6 protein-coding genes are annotated in these 17043 nt (G+C 66.6%); all 6 read right to left on the bottom strand.

The window, feature by feature from the left end; translation table 11 throughout:
• Positions 1-71 precede the first annotated feature (71 nt).
• Complete coding sequence (locus NTCA1_RS22545) at positions 72-1265, bottom strand: BamA/TamA family outer membrane protein (protein WP_159831913.1); 1194 nt, start codon at positions 1263-1265, stop codon at positions 72-74.
• 109 nt (positions 1266-1374) lie between these two features.
• The gene (locus tag NTCA1_RS22550) at positions 1375-3123 is read right to left on the bottom strand and encodes a ShlB/FhaC/HecB family hemolysin secretion/activation protein (protein ID WP_159831914.1); all 1749 of its coding nucleotides are present in this window, start codon (positions 3121-3123) and stop codon (positions 1375-1377) included.
• Positions 3123-13682, bottom strand: a complete 10560-nt coding sequence (locus NTCA1_RS22555) for a YDG domain-containing protein (RefSeq protein ID WP_159831915.1) — start codon at positions 13680-13682, stop codon at positions 3123-3125. The genes NTCA1_RS22550 and NTCA1_RS22555 overlap by 1 nt, the downstream gene beginning before the upstream one ends.
• Before the next feature lie 118 nt (positions 13683-13800).
• Positions 13801-14688 carry a copper resistance protein B gene (locus tag NTCA1_RS22560; RefSeq protein WP_159831916.1) on the bottom strand — a complete coding sequence of 296 codons (888 nt, stop codon included), beginning with the start codon at positions 14686-14688 and terminating at the stop codon, positions 13801-13803.
• Entirely contained in the window at positions 14688-16460 is a 1773-nt protein-coding gene (locus NTCA1_RS22565; protein ID WP_159831917.1) for a copper resistance system multicopper oxidase, read from the bottom strand. The genes NTCA1_RS22560 and NTCA1_RS22565 overlap by 1 nt, the downstream gene beginning before the upstream one ends.
• Before the next feature lie 25 nt (positions 16461-16485).
• Entirely contained in the window at positions 16486-17043 is a 558-nt protein-coding gene (locus NTCA1_RS22570; protein WP_159831918.1) for an RNA polymerase sigma factor, read from the bottom strand.

A 17043-nucleotide genomic window follows, 5' to 3' on the forward strand; every position in this document is an offset into this window, starting at 1 on the left:
AGCGCGCTCCCATCCATTTTTTTGTGGGGGTGTGAGCCGGTGCCGCTTCGAAAATGCCCATCCGGGCATTTTCAATCCAGATTGAACGCCCAGGCGTGGCCGAACTGGAGATAGAACACCGCGCCCGAAGGGCCGTAGGCCACGTCGATCCCCGCATCGAGGCCGAGCTTGCGGGCGATGCGATAGCGAAAGCCCGCGCCGCCTGCGATCTTCGCGCCGGAATCGTCGAAGATCCGCGCCCCGCCGGCATCGGTGAAACCCAGCCCCGCAAAGCCCAGCAGCGCCCAGCGCGGGCTGATCTGGCGCGTCACTTCCACTTCGGTGCTGACCGCCGTCTCGCCCTGGTATCGCCGGGCCTCGACGCCGCGCAAGTTGATCGAGGAGGCGAAGTAGACCGGATAGTGTCCCCGGATCGCGTCCACTTCCACTTTGGCCCCCAGCCGCCACGCGGGCGAGAGTTTCTGGAAACCGTAGCCGTGGACGTCGTAGATCTGGAAATCGCGGTCGCTGCCGAAAGCGCCGTCGTTGAACTTGGCCTCGGCGTAAACGTTGTAGCCCTGGGTAGGTGTCATGGCATTGTCGCGGTTGTCGAAATGGACGCCGAAGCCGAGCGCCCCGGTCTTCAGCTTGCGCTCGAAATCGGAAAACCGCTCGGGCAGATCCTCGATATCGAGGTCTATGCGCGAATGCAGCTTGCGGAAGTCGAACAGCGGACCGAGCGAGAAGCGCGGGTCGGCCAGATGCAGCCGCACCGAAGCCAGCGCGCCGTAATCGTACTTGTTGGTATATTCGAGACCGGAAGGCAGGATTTCCGGGTAGGCCTTGAGCGTCACCTTGCCCCGGCCGACGCCGAACTTGTAGCTCACCCGGTCTCCGAAGGCCGAACCGGACTGGAAATAGCCGTAGCCGTAGGACCCGTTGCCGGTCTTGACCGCACCCAGCATGCGCCGGGTGACGCGTTTGGGATTGTCCTTGGGCACGGTGATGAACTGCGCGACCACACCGAAACCGCCGTCCACCGCCGGTTCGGTGATGATCACCGGCATCGGGAAGAAGCCGCCCTTGGCCATGAAGTTCGAGAAATCGAGCTTGCCGTCAGTCTCGTCGAAGAATGCGCGGTGGAACTTCGATTCCTTCTTCACCGGCTCGGCGGGCGCAGGCGGTCCTGCGGCCTCAGGAAGCGGGGCTGCCTCCTGCGCCAGCACGCAAGGTGCGGCGAGCCATCCCGCTATCGCGATTGAAAACCCGCATGGCCTGTATCGCATGGCCTATCACTCCAGCCGGGAACGGAAAATCCTTGGCAAGGATCGTCAATTCCGCCGGGGCGAGCCATCGGTAGAAGCCTGTAGAAACGCGCCTGAATTCAGAAAACTCTCAGAACCCAACCGTTGCCGTTACCGCCAGCCGGGTATCGCGATCCCGCGCGAAAGGCGCTTTCTGGAGCTGGTGGCCAAGGTCCACCTCGAGATCGAGATAGCGGCCGAGCGTGTAGTGGACTTTGCCGCCCACGCTCACCAGTTCGGCGTTCTTGGGCGAATCCGGCAGGCGGCGGCGTTGCCAGACCTTGCCGTAGTCCACGAAGAGGCCAAGCTGCATCTGGTCCTGGAACGTGCCGCTGCCCGAAATGACGGAGAAGGACGGCGCGTTCAGTTCGGTCTTGAGCAGGAAGCCTTCGCTGCCCAGCGCGGTATTGGGATCGTAGCCGCGCACGCTGCCGAGGCCGCCTGCCGCAAGCTGTTCGCTGTAGGGCAGGTTACTGGTGGCGATCTGCGCCATGCCGCGCAGCACCCAGCTCATGCGCCCGGGCAGCCAGGTCGTGCGGGTCACCGATATCCGGTCGTAGGCGTAAGTGGACTTGGCGTAAGGCACCAGTTGCTGGAGGTCGGCATCGTGGTTGTGCGCGGTCACGCCGCCGGGGGAGAACACCATCTGGTTCTCGATCACCGTCTGGCCCAGCCTGTCGTCCAGCGAGGCCGTGAAGACGATCGGCAGCTGGAACACTTCCACCGCCGTATCCAGCACGCGGAAGCCGAGGAATTCCAGATTGCTGTCCGCCCGCTTGTAATCGATGCCGAGCTGGATGCTCGTCTTCAGCGCGCCCCTGCCGCGCAAGTCATGGACGAAGCGCGCGCTGACCTGCCCGGAGTGGCCCTTGCTGTCGAACAGCTCCGCGATCCTGGGCTTTTGGGTCGCATAGGCGCCGAAGATCAACAGCTTGTCGGCGGGCGAGATCGGAATGACGTCGCTGGCCGAGTGCGAGGTGTAGCGGCCCTCGAAACTGCGGGTGAACTGGTAGGACAGGATCTGGCCGGTGCCCAGCACATTGCCCCAGTTGAAGCCGACGAACCATTCGTCACGGCCGAGCGTGGCCACGCCCTGGTTGTCGTAGCCGCCGTAGACGCGCAGCGGCAGCCGGTCATGCGCTTCCAGCACGAGGTCGGTGGTGCCGGTTCCCTGTCCGGGGCGCAGCACGCCGTCCACGGTGAGGAAGGAATTGCGGTTGTAGTCGTCCAGCGCCTCACGCAGACGCGGCAGGGTCAGCACCTCGCCCGGCTCCAGATCGCTCATGCCGCGGATCAGCCGTGTGGAGAAATGGCGATTTCCGGTAACCTCGATCGCGCCCACGCGGTATTCGGTAACCACCACCTGCACGACGCCGCTCTGCACGTTCTGGGGCGGCACGCTGACATCGACGAAAGGATGCTCGCCCGCGCGGTAGGTATCCTGCACGGTGCGCACCAGCGCGTCGAGGTCTGCGCGGGTGAGCGGACGGCCGAGATAGGGCCGCACGGCAGCGTCGAAGGCCGGGCCGGAAAGCAGCGGCAGCCCGCGCACGGCGATACCCTGCCCCAGGCTTTCAGGCGCAATCCCCGCCGGTTGCACCGCGCCGGGACCGTTGACGAAAACCAGCCCGCGCAGCACCGGAACCAGCGTCGTACCGTCCGCCGGCAGTGGCGCGGCCTGCGGTGGGACCGGAACCTGCGGAGCGCCGGGAGTGGGCGGCGTCTGCGGCAGGCGTCGCTCAAAGTCCTGCGCGACCGCTAGGGTAGGCAAGGCCAGCGCGAGAAGTGCAGACGCCGTAAGGGCCGGGACGACCCGGCTGCGCGATTTCTTCGATTGCATCATTGTCCCCCAGGTGCCCCGAGACCGATCGCCGGAGCAGGCGCTTCGTAGCGGATGCGCACTTCCATGCTGCCGCCGCCGCGCGCGAGAATCTGCTCGCTGGAATTGAGCACGGTGCTGCGCTTGCGGATCAGCCAGCCGTCCGCCGTCCGCTCCGTCCCGCCCGGATCGAGAATGCTCGGCATAGCGGCCAGGGCGTTGGTGTGGCCCTGATAGCGCGGGAAGATGCTGGGATAGACGATGTAGAAGCGCGGGAAGGCCCCCGCCGCGAACCGGGCGAAGTCGGGCGGATCGGGGAAGCACGAGGAGGCCGAATTGCAGCCGAACGGCGGGCGGATGGTCCCCGGCCCTTCGGCCAGTTCCGGCAGGTTGTAGTTCGACAGCAGCGTCCCGGCATCGGCCGTATAATCCGCAAGCGAAAGCAGCGCCGTCACCTGATGCCGACCGGGCGAGGCATCGGCGTAAGTGCCGAAGCCCTGCGTGATCGTCGCCCCCTCCCCGGCCGCGAAGCCGGTGATCGTGTAGAAGCTGGGCACGAGCTGGGCATCGGTATTGCCGTCCCAGGCCTTGGTGGGATTGCCGGTGATCGCCACCGAGAGGTTGGCCCGGGTGATCGTGCCGTCCCCCGAGGCGCTTGTCGGCAGGACGTAGTTGGAGAGCAGCGTCCCGGCATTGGCGGCGAAGTCCGCCTCCGCCAGCGCCGCGCTCACCGCGTGGCTGCCCGCATTGACGCCGTCGTAGTACCCGCGCGTCTGCGTCACGCCCGCGCCCTCTCCCGCCACGAAGCCGGTGAGCGCGTAGTTTCCGCGCGCCAGCACGGCATCGGCGGTGCCGTCATACGCCCTGCTCGGATTGCCGACGATCGCCGCCGTCAGCACCGCACGCTCGATCGCTCCGGCGCCCGAGGCGCTGGTGGGCAGCACATAGTTGGGCAGCAGCGTGCTGCCGGTCGCCGTGAAGTCCCCGCCCGAAAGCAGCGCGGTAACGATCCGCGCGCCGGCATTTATGCTGTCGTAACGGCCCTGCGTCTGCGTCACAGTGGCCCCGTCGCTGCCGACGAAGCCGGTGAGCACATAGTTGCCGGGCATGAGGCCGATCGCCGTGGTGCCGTCATAAGTGCGCGTGGGATTGCCGACAATGGCGGCGGTGAGCACCGCCTGCGCGATGGTGCCCTGCCCGGACGCCGCGGTCGGCAGGATATAGTTCGACAGCAGGGTATTGGCCTCGGCTGTGAAGTCCGCCGCGTCGAGGCCGGTGGTGACGGTCCAGATGCCCGCATTGACGCTCGCATAGCTGCCCGAGGTCTGCGTCACCGCCGCGCCCTCTCCGGGGGCGAAGCCGGTCAGGGCGTAGTTCGCCCCGGTCAGCGCGGCGGCATCGGTACCGTCGTAGGTCTTGGTGGGATTGCCCACGATGGCGGCGGAGAGCAGTGCCGGCGTGATCCGGCCCGGACCGAAGACCCGCGTGGGCAGAAGGTAGTTAGAGAGGATGGTCGAGCCGACCGGCGTGAAATCACCCGGTGTCAGGTCTGCGGTGATCAGATGGGCGCCCACGTCCTTGCCGCCGTAAGTACCGCGCGTCTGCGTGACGATGGCACCGTCGCTGCCGAGAAAACCGACCAGTTCGTAATTGGCGGGCGTCAGAAAGGCCACCGTCGTGCCGTCGTAGACTTTCGTCGGAAAGCCGACGATGGCACCGTCCACGGCGCGCCCATCGAGGGGGCGAGGGTTGATCGTCCCCGCCCCGCTGGCACTGGCCGGAAGCACGTAGTTGAGCAGCGAGGTGCCGCCGTCCGCCACGAAGTCGAAACTGCCGAGCACGGCAGTGACGGTGCGCGCGCCCGCATTGGCGCTGTCGTAGCTACCGACTGTCTCGATGACGGTGGCGCCCTGCCCGGCGACGAAGCCGGAAAGCGCGTAGTTGGCGCTCGTCAGCGTGGCGGCGGTCGTGGCGTCGTAAGTCTTGGTGGGATTGCCGATGATGGTCGCGGTCAGCACCGCGCGCTCGATCAGGCCGATGCCGCTGGCGCTTGTCGGCAGGATGTAGTTGTCCAGCAGGGTGCTGCCGGTCGGCGCGAAATCGGCGGCGCCCAGAACCGTGTCGATCTGGCGGAAGCCCGCGTTGGGCGAGGCGTAAGTGCCGCTCGTCTGGAGCACCGTGGCCCCCTCGCCCGGCGCGAAGCCGATGAAGCTGTAGTTGCCGGGCGCAAGCACGGCGAGCGTGGTGGCGTCATATGTCTTCGTCGGAATGCCGATGATCGAGACGCCCAGCGCCGCCCGCTGGATCAGCCCCGCGCCCGAAGCGCTGGTGGGCAGCACGTAGTTGTCCAGAAGCGTTCCGGCCCATGCGGTAAAATCGCTCGCGGCAAGATTGGTCGTGACCGTGCGGCTGCCCGCATTGGGGCTGTCATATGTGCCGATGCTGCGGCTGACCGTGGCGCTTTCGCTGCCGATGAAGCCGCTCAGGGCATAGTTCAGCGTGTTGAGGCGGGCGGCGGCATTGCCGTCGTAGGTCTTGGTGGGATTGCCCACGATCGCCGCGCTCAGCACTGCGCGATCGATGGTGCCGAGGCCTGCCGCCTCGGTCGGCAGGATATAGTTCGCCAGCAGCGTGCCGGGATCAGCGATAAAGTCCCCCGCGAGCAGATTGGCCGTCACCAGCCTGCTGCCCGCATTCGCGCTGGCATAGGCGCCCAGCGTCTGGGTGACGGTGGCGCCCTGTCCGGTGACGAAGCCGGACAGCAGATAGTTGCCCGGCGTGAGCGTGGCCGTGGTCGTGCCGTCGTAAGTCCTGGTGGGATTGCCGACGATGACCGCCGAGAGCGCGGCGCGGTCGATCGTGCCCGCACCCGTGGCACTGGCGGGAAGCACATAGTTCGACAGCAATGTGCCGGAATTGGCGGTGAAGTCCCCTGCGCCCAGGTTGACGGTGACCGTGCGCGGCCCGGCGTCGGCCAGATCGTAGGCGCCCACCGTCTGTCCCACGCTGGCGCCTTCGCCCGTGACGAAACCGGCAAGCGCGTAGTTCGCCGCGGTCAGGGCGGCGACCGTGTTGCCGTCGTAAGTCTTGGTCGGATTGCCGATCACCGTGGCGGTCAGGGTGGCGCGGTCGATCGTGCCCATTCCCGCGGCGCTGGTCGGCAGGACGTAATTGTCCAGCAGCGTGCCCGCGCCCGCTGTAAAGTCGCCCGAGGAAAGCAGCGCGGTGACCAGCCAGTCCCCCGCATTGGCGGAGGCGTAAGTACCAGCCGTCTGGGTGACGGTGGCACTCTCGCTGCCGATGAAGCCGGTCAGCTGGTAATTGGCGCTGGTCAGCGCGGCCAGATCGGTGCCGTCGTAAGTCCTGGTGGGATCGCCCACAATCACTGCCGACAGCGTGGCGGGAGTGATCGTGCCGTCTCCCACGGCACTGGTGGGCAGGGTATAGTTCGACAGCAGCGTGCCGGCGGTAGCCGTGAAATCGCCCGCGGCGAGGAGGGCGGTAACCGTGCTGACCCCCGCATTGGCGCTGCCGTAAGTCCCGGAGGTCTGGGAAACGGTGGCGCCTTCGCCGGTCATGAACCCGCTTAGCTGGTAATTGCCCGGTGCCAGCGTGGCCGTGGTGGTGCCGTCGTAGACTTTCGTCGGATTGTCGATGACGATCGCGGTCAGCGCGGCGGGCGTGATCTGGCCGATCGGCTGCGCGGTCACATCGCTGACGATGCTGTAGTTGCCCGCATCCCCGCCCGAGAGCGCAAGGCCCGTCAGCGTCACATTGATGCCGATCGCCACGTTCGGATCGGCATAGGCGCCGAGGATAGAGGAGGTATTCACGCTCACGTCATCGCCCGCGACCACGCCGCTCAGGCTATAGGCGGAGGCCAGCGTCGGCAGCGCCAGCGTGGCGTCGTAGACCTTGGTGACCCCGGCAAGCTGGATCAGCGCCTGGGTGATGTCGGCGGAAAGGCCGGTCGGCTGCTCCAGCACATAGTTGCCGAAAGGATTGTTGGTCAGCACATAGCCCGAGGCCGTAACCGCAATATCGGTGCCGACATTGCGGGTGGCGAAAGTGCCGCTCGCCCCGGTGGAATCGAGCGCGACGGTATCACCGGAAACGACGTTGTTCAGCACCGCGCCGAAGCTGTTCAGAGTGGCGGCGGTATTGCCGTCGTAGACCTTGTCCTCTGCGAAGACGCCGGAGACCGTCAGCAGGCGCGGATCGATCGTGCCCAGCCCCACGGCGCTGGTGGGCAGGACATAGTTGCTCAGCAGGGTGCTGCCGGTCGCCGTGAAATCCCCGGAGGAAAGCAGCGCGGTAACGTTCTGGCTGCCCTGGTTGACGGTATCGTAAGTGCCCGAGCTCTGCCCCACCGTGGCCCCCTCTCCCGTCACGAAGCCGGAGATCTGGTAATTGGCGTCGGTCAGGGCAGCGAGGTCGTTGCCGTCGTAAGTCTTGGTGGGATTGCCCACGATCGTCGCGGTGAGCTGTGCCTGGGTGATCGTGCCGATCGCACCGGTAATGCTCGGGGGAAGCACATAATTGCCCGCGCTGGCCCCGGACAGGCCCAGGTTGTTGACCGTCACCGGCTTGGCCGTGCCGACATTGGCGCTGTCGTCATACTGGCCCGAGACGGCGGAGGTCTCCGCGATCACGCTGTCCCCGCCCAGCACGCCGGTGAAGGCATAGCCGCTCGAGGCGGTGGGGAGCGTGGTGGTGCCGTCGTAGACTTTGGTGACCGAGGCCAGGGAAATCTGGAGCCGGTCGATCGTGGCGGACAGGCCCAGGGGCTGGACCAGCGTATAGTTGCCCGCATCGGTGCCGGTCACGCCGTAGTCGGTCGTCCGCACGCTCCAGGTTCCGGCATTGGCGGTGGGATTGCCCGCGCCGTCCACGAAAGTGCCGGTCGTCGCCAGCTGGGTAAGGGAAACGTCGTCCGTTCCCAACACACCGCTAAGAGCGGTGCCGCTATTGTTGATCTGGGCAACCGCGCTCTGGTCGTAAGTCTTGCCCTGTGCCACTGCGCCGATCACGTCGAGAGTGGCCGGGGTGATCGTGCCGATCGCGGCATCGGTGACGCTGGAGGCGATCGTGTAGTTGCCCGCATCGGCGCCGCCGATCGCCAGCCCGGTCAGCGATACCAGCTTGCCGGTGCCGACGTTCTTGGTGTCGTAGGAACCGGCGATGCCGGCCGCCTCGACATTCACCGTATCCCCCGCGACGACGCCGGAGAGCGTATAGGCGCTGCCCACCGTGGGCAGGCCGGTGGTGGCATCGTAAACCCTGGTGACGGAGGCGAGCTGGATGGTCGCCTCGGTAATGTCCGCAGCGAGGCCGACGGGCTGGAGCACGATATAGTTGGCCGCATCGGTGCCCGCGGCACTGTAGCCGGTGGCGGTCACGGGAATGTCGGTGCCCACGTTCTTCGTGGCGAACTGCCCGCTGGCGCTGCCGGACACCAGCGTCACGACATCGCTGCCGAGCACGCCCGAAAGGGAGCCCGCGCTGCTGTCCAGCTGCGCCAGCGTGGTGCCGTCGTAGACTTTGTCCAGCGCGCTCACGCCCACCACCTGCAGCGTGGCCTGGGTGATCGTGCCCGCCCCGGTCGCGCTGACGGGCAGCAGGTAGTTGGCCAGATCGGTGCCTGCCCCGGCCGTGAAATCGCCCGCGCCGAGGGCAGCCGTGACCACGCGCGAACCGACGTTCTTGCTGTCGTAAGTGCCCGAGGCCTGCGTCACTTGCGCGGATTCGCCGGAGACGAAGCCGCTCAATCCGTAGTTTGCCGGGGTCAGGAACGCGGCACTCGTGGCATCGTAGACCTTGGTGGGATTGCCCGTGATCACGGCGAAAAGCTGGGCCTGGGTGATCGTGCCCGGCCCGGAAATGCTGGTCGGCAGGACGTAGTTGGACAGCAGCGTTCCGGCATTGGCTGCGAAGTCCGAGACCACCAGATTGGCGGTCACCGTGCGCGCGCCCACGTTCGGGCTGTCGTAAGCGGCCCCGGCGGACTGGCGGATCGTGCCGCCCTCGCCCGCGATGAAGCCGGACAATGCATAGTTGGCGGCGGTGAGCGAGACCTGGGTGGTGCCGTCATATGTCTTGGTGGGATTGCCAAGGATGCTGCCGGTCAGGGCCAGCGGATTGATGTCCGCCGTCAGCCCGGAAGGCTGCGAAAGCGTGTAATTGCCCGCCTGCGCCCCGGAAATGGCGAAGCCGCCGACATTGACGCGAAGGTCGGTGCCGACGTTGGACTGGAGGAAGCTGGCCGAGGAACCGCCCCCGTTCAGCGCCACGTCGTCTCCCGCCAGCACGCCCGAAAGCGTCGCCGAACCGGAAAGCGTGGCGGCCGTGGTGCCGTCATAGAACTTGTCCAGCGCGGTCAGGTTGGCGATCGTCAAACCGCGCGGGGTGATATTGGCCACCAGTCCGCTGGGCTGGAACAGCTGGTAATTGCCCACGTCCGCCCCGGTCACCGAATAGCCCGATGCCGTCACCGCAATGCCGTTTCCGACATTGGCACTCGCGAAGATCCCGGTCGAGGCCGAGGGATCCAGCGTCACGTCGTCCCCGGTGACGAGGCCGTAGAGCGTGGCGGTGCCCGCCAGCTGCGCCAGCGTGGTCTGGTCGTAGACCTTGTTCTGCGCGCTTACGCCAAGGACATTGAGGGGCGCGGGCGTGATCGTGCCCGGCCCGGCGGCCTCCACCGGAAGGACATAGTTGGTGAGCAGGGTGTTCGCCCCGGCGACGAATTCCGAGGCGGAAGGCAGCGCCACCAGGATCGAGCGGCTGCCCGCGTTGCGGCTGTCGTAGTCGCCCACGCGGGAGACCACCGTCATGCTCTCGCCGCTGACAAGGCCCGATATCTCGAAATAACTGGAATTGAGGCCTACGCGTGTCGTGCCGTTGTAGACCCGCGTGGGATTGCCCACGATGCTGGCGGTCAGGGGCGCGCGCAGGATCGTGCCGATGCCGGTGGCCTCGGTCGGCAGGGTATAGTTGTCGAGATTGGTATTGGCGAAAGGATCGAAGTCGCCGGGCGCAAGCTGGACGGTCACGGCCTGCGGCCCCGCATTGGCGCTGCCATATTCACCCACGGTCTGGGTGATCGTGGCCCCCTCGCCGGTGATGAAGCCGCTCAGCGTGTAGTCCGAGGGGACCAGCGTGGCCACCGTCGTGCCGTCGTAGACCTTGGTGGGATTGGCGGTGATGTCCACCACGATCACGCCGGGGCCGAGATTGCGCCTTATGATCGTGCCGAGGCCGGTGACCGGCGAGGGAATGATGTAGTTCGACAGCAGGGTGCCGGGATCGGCCGTGAAGTTGCCGGCGTCCAAATTGGCGGAAACCGTCCAGATCCCGGCATTGGCGGAAGCGTAAGTGCCTTGCGTCTGGGTGACGGTTGCGCCTTCGCCGCTCACCCAGCCGTCCACCTGGAAGTTCGACGGGCCGAGCGAGGCGGAAGCATTGCCGTCGTAAGTCTTGGTGGGATTGCCGATGATGGTGATGCTCAGCGGCGCGGGGGTGATCTCGCCCTGGATCGTGCCGATGGTGGGCAGGGTGTAGTTGGACAGCAGCGTATTCGGCCCGGCCACGTAGTCCGAGGGACTCAGCGAGACGTCGATGTCCCAGATGCCGACGTTCTTCGAGGCATAGTTGAGCGCCGAAGCCTGGGTCAGCAAGATCGATTCCCCGGCAACGATATTGCCGAGCGCCACCTGCCCGGACGTGACGATGGCCGAGGTCGTGCCGTCGTAGACTTTGGTCGGCATGCCGCTGCCGGTCACTGTCAGCGGGCGCGGAGTGATTGCGGCGGTGAGGGTGGAGGAAAAGCTGAAGTCGTAATTGCCCGCATCCGGCCCGGCCAAAGTAAGGCCGCTGATCGTCACGGGAATGCCGTTCGCGACGTTCTTGGAAGCGAAGACGATCTGTGCGCCCGGCGCCGCAACGGGCACGATCAGATCGCCGGCGAAAAGCCCGCTCACCTGAATCCCGTCGGTATTGACGGTGCCGACGACGGTGCCGTCGTAGACCTTGTCGTTGGCGGTAATGCCGGTGACCACCAGGGGCGCACGGGTGATGTTGGCGGCCAGTCCGCTGGGCTGCCCCACCACATAATTGCCCGCGTCCGCACCGCTCAGGACCACGCCGGTGGCCGTCACGGCAATCGCGTTGCCCACGTTCTTGGTGGCGAACAGGCCGGTGGCGCCGGAAAAGTCCAGCGTCACATCGTCGCCGCCGACGATCCCGAAGATCGAAGCCCGGGAGGTGTCGAGCACGGCGGCGGTGGTGCTGTCGTAGACCTTGTCGTCGGCCACGAGGCCGCTGATGATCAGGGATGCCGGATCGATCTGCCCTGCGCCAAGGCCGGTGGTGGGCAGGATATAGTTGGCAAGGTCCGTCCCCGCCCCGGCCGTGAAGTTCGGTGCGGCGAAAGTGGCGTTTACGTCCTGCGCCCCCGCATCGGGCGCGGCATAGGCGGCAGTGGCGGCGCCACCGACCGTGATCGTCTCCCCGGCGGCGACGCCGGTAAGCTCGAAGTTGGCGGAGGTCAGCGATACCGCCGTCGTGCCGTTGTAGGTCTTGGTCGGCGTGCCGACGATCGCCGCCGTCAGCGCCATGCGGTTGATCGCGCCGACCGTATCGGTGACGCTGGGTGTCGTCACCGTATAGCCGAAGACCGGAATCCCGCCCTTGTTCGCGGTGAAGTTGCTGGCGGTCACGGCAATGCCGCTGCCTGCGTTCTTGTCGGCATAGGCGCCGTCGAGCGCCCAGTCGTCACCGTTGATCAGGCCGGTGACTGTGGTGTTGCTGTCGTCCAGCGTGGCCAGGGTTGTGCCGTCGTAGTCCTTCACCACCGGCCCCAGCGTGAAGCTCACGCTCGGCGCGACGCGGTAGTAGCGCCCGTTTCCGGCTGCCGGAGGCGCGGTGATATTGCCGTAATCGTAGGCGTAGTAATCCGGCGTGAGGCCGCCGTCACTGTCGCCTGCCGGATCGTTCGAGGCGACGAACCAGTTGCCGCCGCTCGACGAAACCGCCCCCGCCCCTGCCGCATTGACGAAAATGCCGGTTTCCAGTCCAAGGGCGCCGCTGGCGCTTATCGACCCGCCCGCACCAATGGTCAGCGTGCCCGGCAGGACGGCGGAGAGCTGGCTGGCAGAGACCGCCGCCGTGACCAAAACGTCGCGCTGGGCATTGATCGTCAGCGCGCCGCCGCCCGAGATGGGCTGGCCGATGATGACGTCGCGCACGGCATCCAGCGTCAATCCGCCACTGCCGGTCCAGATGATCGGCGCGGCCACGGTGATGTCGCCGAAGCCGCCGGTTCCGCCTGCCGTCGTCTGTTGCAGCACGTCGGTCCCGGCATCGAGCGAGCCGGTGATCGTCGCGGCGGCGGCGGCATCGATCAGGATATCGTCGGGATCGACCAGCCACTGCCCGCCCGGGCCCGCCGCGATGGTAGCGGCGCCCAGATCGAAGCGGCGCCCGGACGTCTCGATGCGTCCCCCGCCTCCCGGCCCTCCGGCAAGGATCCGCGCGCCGTCCGCGATCGTGGTTTCCTGCGCGATGTCGGCGCCGCTGGCATAGCCGGACGTGCCGATCAGCACTTCGCCGCCTTTTGTTCCGGTGGCGCGGATCTCCGCCCCCGTCGCCAAATGGACCTGCTGCCCGTTGACGCCGACCAGCCCGCCGCTGCCGTCCGCCCGGCTTGCCGCCAGGGTTCCGCCCACTTCCACCGTGCCCGAGGGCGCCGTCAGCCACAGTTGCCCGTCGATCGTGGCGGTTCCGGTGGCCTGGATCAGACCGTCGCGATTGCCCGCCAACGCGAAGACATTGCCGTTCGCCGCCTTGAGCGCGGCCGCCGCCGCCTCGATCCGGCCGGTCTGGGTCACGTCTCCGCGACCGGATTCGCCATAGGAAACGTAGATACCGTCCGCCTTGCCGTCGGTCGTCGCCAGCAATACCTCGTCCGCCGCCGCCAGCGTCACCCGCCCGCGCGGCGCGCTGATCAGGCCGCTATTGGTCACCAAGCGCGCGATCAGAACGACGCTGCCCTCGCCGCCCGCCTCACCTGCACTGATCGTGCCGAGGTTCTCGATTCCCCCCGCCGACCCGCCGCTGGCGCGCACCGCGCCGCCCGCCATGAAAGCGCCCGGATCGATGGCCCGCGTGGAACCGACGAAACTGCCGCCGGTCAGAACCTTGCCGCCCGGCCCGACGATCATCCCCGCCGGGTTCATCAGATAGACAGACCCGCTGGCCGAAAGCGTACCGTCGATCCGCGAAAGCTGCCCGCCCAGCACCCGGTTGAGCGTCGCACCCGCCGCATTGTCGATCTGGACCTTGCGATCCGCGCCGATGGAAAAGTCGCCCCAGTCGATCACCGCGCGGTTCGAACCCTGGGTGATCGTCATCGTCGTGCCAGACACCGCTATCGCGCCGGTGCCGCCTACGAAGGTGCCGCCTGTCGGCAGGGAGCCCACGGTCTGCGCCCCGGCCGGCATGGCCATGAGCAGAGCGGGAACCAGAAGCGCCAGGCCGGTGGAGCCGAGCATCTTCGAACGAACGTGTGCAGATCGGTGCATAATACCTCGCTGCCCACCACCCGCGCTCTAGGTACGTTCCCCCTGTCTCAGGGGACATCCGGGATTTCCCCCATTGACGGCCGTAAATGTCAGAATTCGCCTAATTCGTCTCACGCGCTCAGAACATCGCGCGTATCCCGAACACCGCCGAAACATCCGAAGCCCCCTCTCCCGAGGCCCGTGCCAGACGCGCGGTTTCGCCCAGCTTGCGCTCCCAGTTCACACCCAGATAGGGCGCCAGCGAGCGGTTGCGTTCGTACCGCAGCCGCGCGCCGAGTTCGATCCGCTCGAACCCGGCGCCGACGGCCAGCTCCGGCACGTCCTGAAAGGCGAAGTCGACTTCGGCCTCGGGCTCCAGCACCAGCGACTGGGTGATGCGCTGCTGATATCCCGCCTTGCCGCGCGCGTGGAGGTCTCCCTTGTCGGAAACCAGCAACTGCCCGCCGATCTCGAACCAGTAAGGCGCCAGTCCCTCGATGCCGACAAGCGCATAACTGCGCTGCGGATCGGGCCGGAAGTCCTGGCGAACGCCCAGTTGGAGATTGAACCAGGGATCGAGCGCATGGCGCCAGTAGGCGCTGAGTTCGATGCGCTCGGCCCGTTCACCGAACGTCCCCTCGCCTTCGCTCGCCAGCACGATCCGGTCGATATCACCCCCGTACCAGGCCTGCCCTTCCCAACCGAACCCGTCGCCGTCCTTACCCGCGCGATATTCGAGCCGGTCGACCTGAAGCGCGAAAGTGTTGAAGTCCATTTCCTTCACCATCGCCGCACGCGCAGCGGCCATGCGTTCGGCGGGGAAGAAACGCGTGGCCGGAAAATCAGTCGGCACCGGCGGAGGCGGCGCATCGCCCGGCTGATCGCCAGCGTCGTCCGATACCGGGCTCTCCGACAAGGCATGGCCGGAATGGTCCATCTGCCCATGATCCATATCGCCATGATCCTGACCGGCAAGCGGGGAGGCCACCAACATGAGCGCCGCCGGGATCGCGAAACGACGCACCATCAACCCTCCCCCTCGCGGCGAATAGTGACGACGCGCATCATCCCAGCATGCATGTGCAGCAGCATGTGGCAGTGGAAGGCCCAATCGCCCTCGGCATCGGCGGTAAGGTCGAACGAGACTTTGCCGCCCGGCAGGACGTTGACGGTGTGCTTGCGCGCCCGGTGCCCCGGCTCGCCGCTCACCAGTTCGAAGAAATGCCCGTGCAGATGGATCGGATGCGGCATCATCGTGTCATTGACGAGATTGACCCGCACCCGTTCGCCCAGACGGAAAGGGATCGGATCCGGGTTTTCCGACATTGCCTTACCGTCCATCGACCACATGTACCGCTCCATATTGGCGGTCAGATGCACATCGACCTGCCTGCTCGGCACGCGCGGATCGGGATTGGTTTTGCGTGCACGCAAATCCGCATAAGTCAGCACGCGGTGATCGACCGCCTCCAGCCCGGTCGGCCGATCGGCAAGCCGGTCCACCGGCATGGGCGAAAGCGTCGCGACGCCCGGCCCCATCTTCACCCCCAGCGCAACCGAGGGATCGCGCATCGACATCGAGTGACCGGACATCGAGGTCTCGGCGGGCTTGCTGAGATCGATTGCACCGTCTTCGCCCATCTCCATGCCGGCCATGTCCATACCCATGTCGCGCATGGTAAGGACGGGCCGCGCGCGCAGCCCGGGCGTCTCCGCAACCAGGCCGGGACGCTGTGCCAGGGTCGCGCGAACCTGACCGGAACGGTCGATGGCCTCGGCAATCACACCGTAGCTTTCGGCGGCGCCGGGCTCGACGATGAAGTCGTAAGTCTCGGCAATGGCGATCTGCACTTCGTCGGTTTCGACCGGCTGCACCGGATTGCCGTCCGCCGCCACCACGGTCAGGGGCAGGCCCGGCACGCGGAAGTTGAAATTGGTCATCGAGGAGGCGTTGATGACCCGCAGCCGCACTTTTTCGCCGGGCCGGAACAGGCCGGTCCAGTTCTCGGCCTGGCCATGGCCATTGATCAGAAAGCTGTAAGTCGCCCCGGTCACGTCGGAGATGTCGGTCGCATCCATGCGCATCTGCGCCCAGGCAAGACGGTCGGCCAGCGACTGGTCCTTGCCCGCCAACAGCCCGGAAAGCGTTTGGCGCTGCCGGTTGAAGTAGCCGCCCTGCATCTTCAACCGCCGCATCTGCTCGTGCGGATGGATCGGGCTCCAGTCCGAAAGCACCAGCACATGCTCGCGGTCGCAAGCGATCGGATCGGCATCGGCGGGATCGATCACGATCGGGCCGAACAGCCCCTCGGCCTCCTGCATGCCGGAGTGCGAGTGATACCAGAACGTGCCGGAGTGGGTGAGCGGGAACTCGTAGACGAACGTCTCGCCCGGATCGATACCTGGGAAACTGACACCTGGAACGCCGTCCATCTGGAACGGCACCAGCAGCCCGTGCCAATGGATGGAACTCTGGACTTTCAAATGGTTGGTCACGGCGATCCGCACCGTCTGGCCTTCACGAAGGCGCAGCAGCGGCGCGGGCAGCGTACCGTTGACGGTGACCGCGTGACCCGAGCGCCCGCCAGTCGCGAAATGGCTTTCACCGATCTGGAGCGCGATGGAATTTCCGCTGAGAACGCCCGATGCGTTGCTTGCATGACGGATACCGGAGGTTCCGCTGCGCGCCCAAACCGGAACCGCACCTGCCAGGCCGAGACTTCCGGCCAGCGCGCCGCCAAGGGCCAGGAAACGCCTGCGTTCCAGCAGGCTGCGATCGAACGTATCGTGCGGCGTCATGTCGGTGAATACGCCCTGGCCGCCGCTATCCCTCGGCCAGATGCGACAATTTTTGCCGGGCGCGGTAGATCCGCGTTTCCACTGCCTTGCGGCTGATACCCAGGATCGCCGCCGCCTCTTCCTGCGACAGCCCTTCCAGCGCGCAGAGCAGCAGCGGCTCCTTCAGGGCATCGGGCAGCGCAGCGATAGTCGCATGAATGCGCGAAACTTCATGGCGAGAGGCCAGCGCCTGTTCGGGATCGTGCCCGGCGTCGGCGACATGGGCGGCGTGCTCCAGCGGCAGCGCGAAAGCGAAGAAGCGCCGCACTTTGCGCCGCCGCGCCCAGTCATGGCACTTGTTGAGCGCAATGCGCAGGATCCAGGCGCGCAGCGGCCGCGCCGGATCGTAGCGGTGCAGCGCCAGAAATGCGGCCACGAAGCTTTCCTGCGTCACGTCCAGCGCGTCCGCCTCATTGCCCAGATGCCCGCGCGCCATGCGGAACACGGCATCGCGGTGGGCATCCATCAATGCAGTGAAGCCCGCCTGCCGCCCGGCAAGCGCCGCCGCGACCGCCGCGGCCTCGTCAAGTTCCGGCCCGGCCAT

The organism is Novosphingobium sp. TCA1, assembly GCF_009811895.1.
GTDB classification, from domain to species: domain Bacteria; phylum Pseudomonadota; class Alphaproteobacteria; order Sphingomonadales; family Sphingomonadaceae; genus Novosphingobium; species Novosphingobium panipatense_A.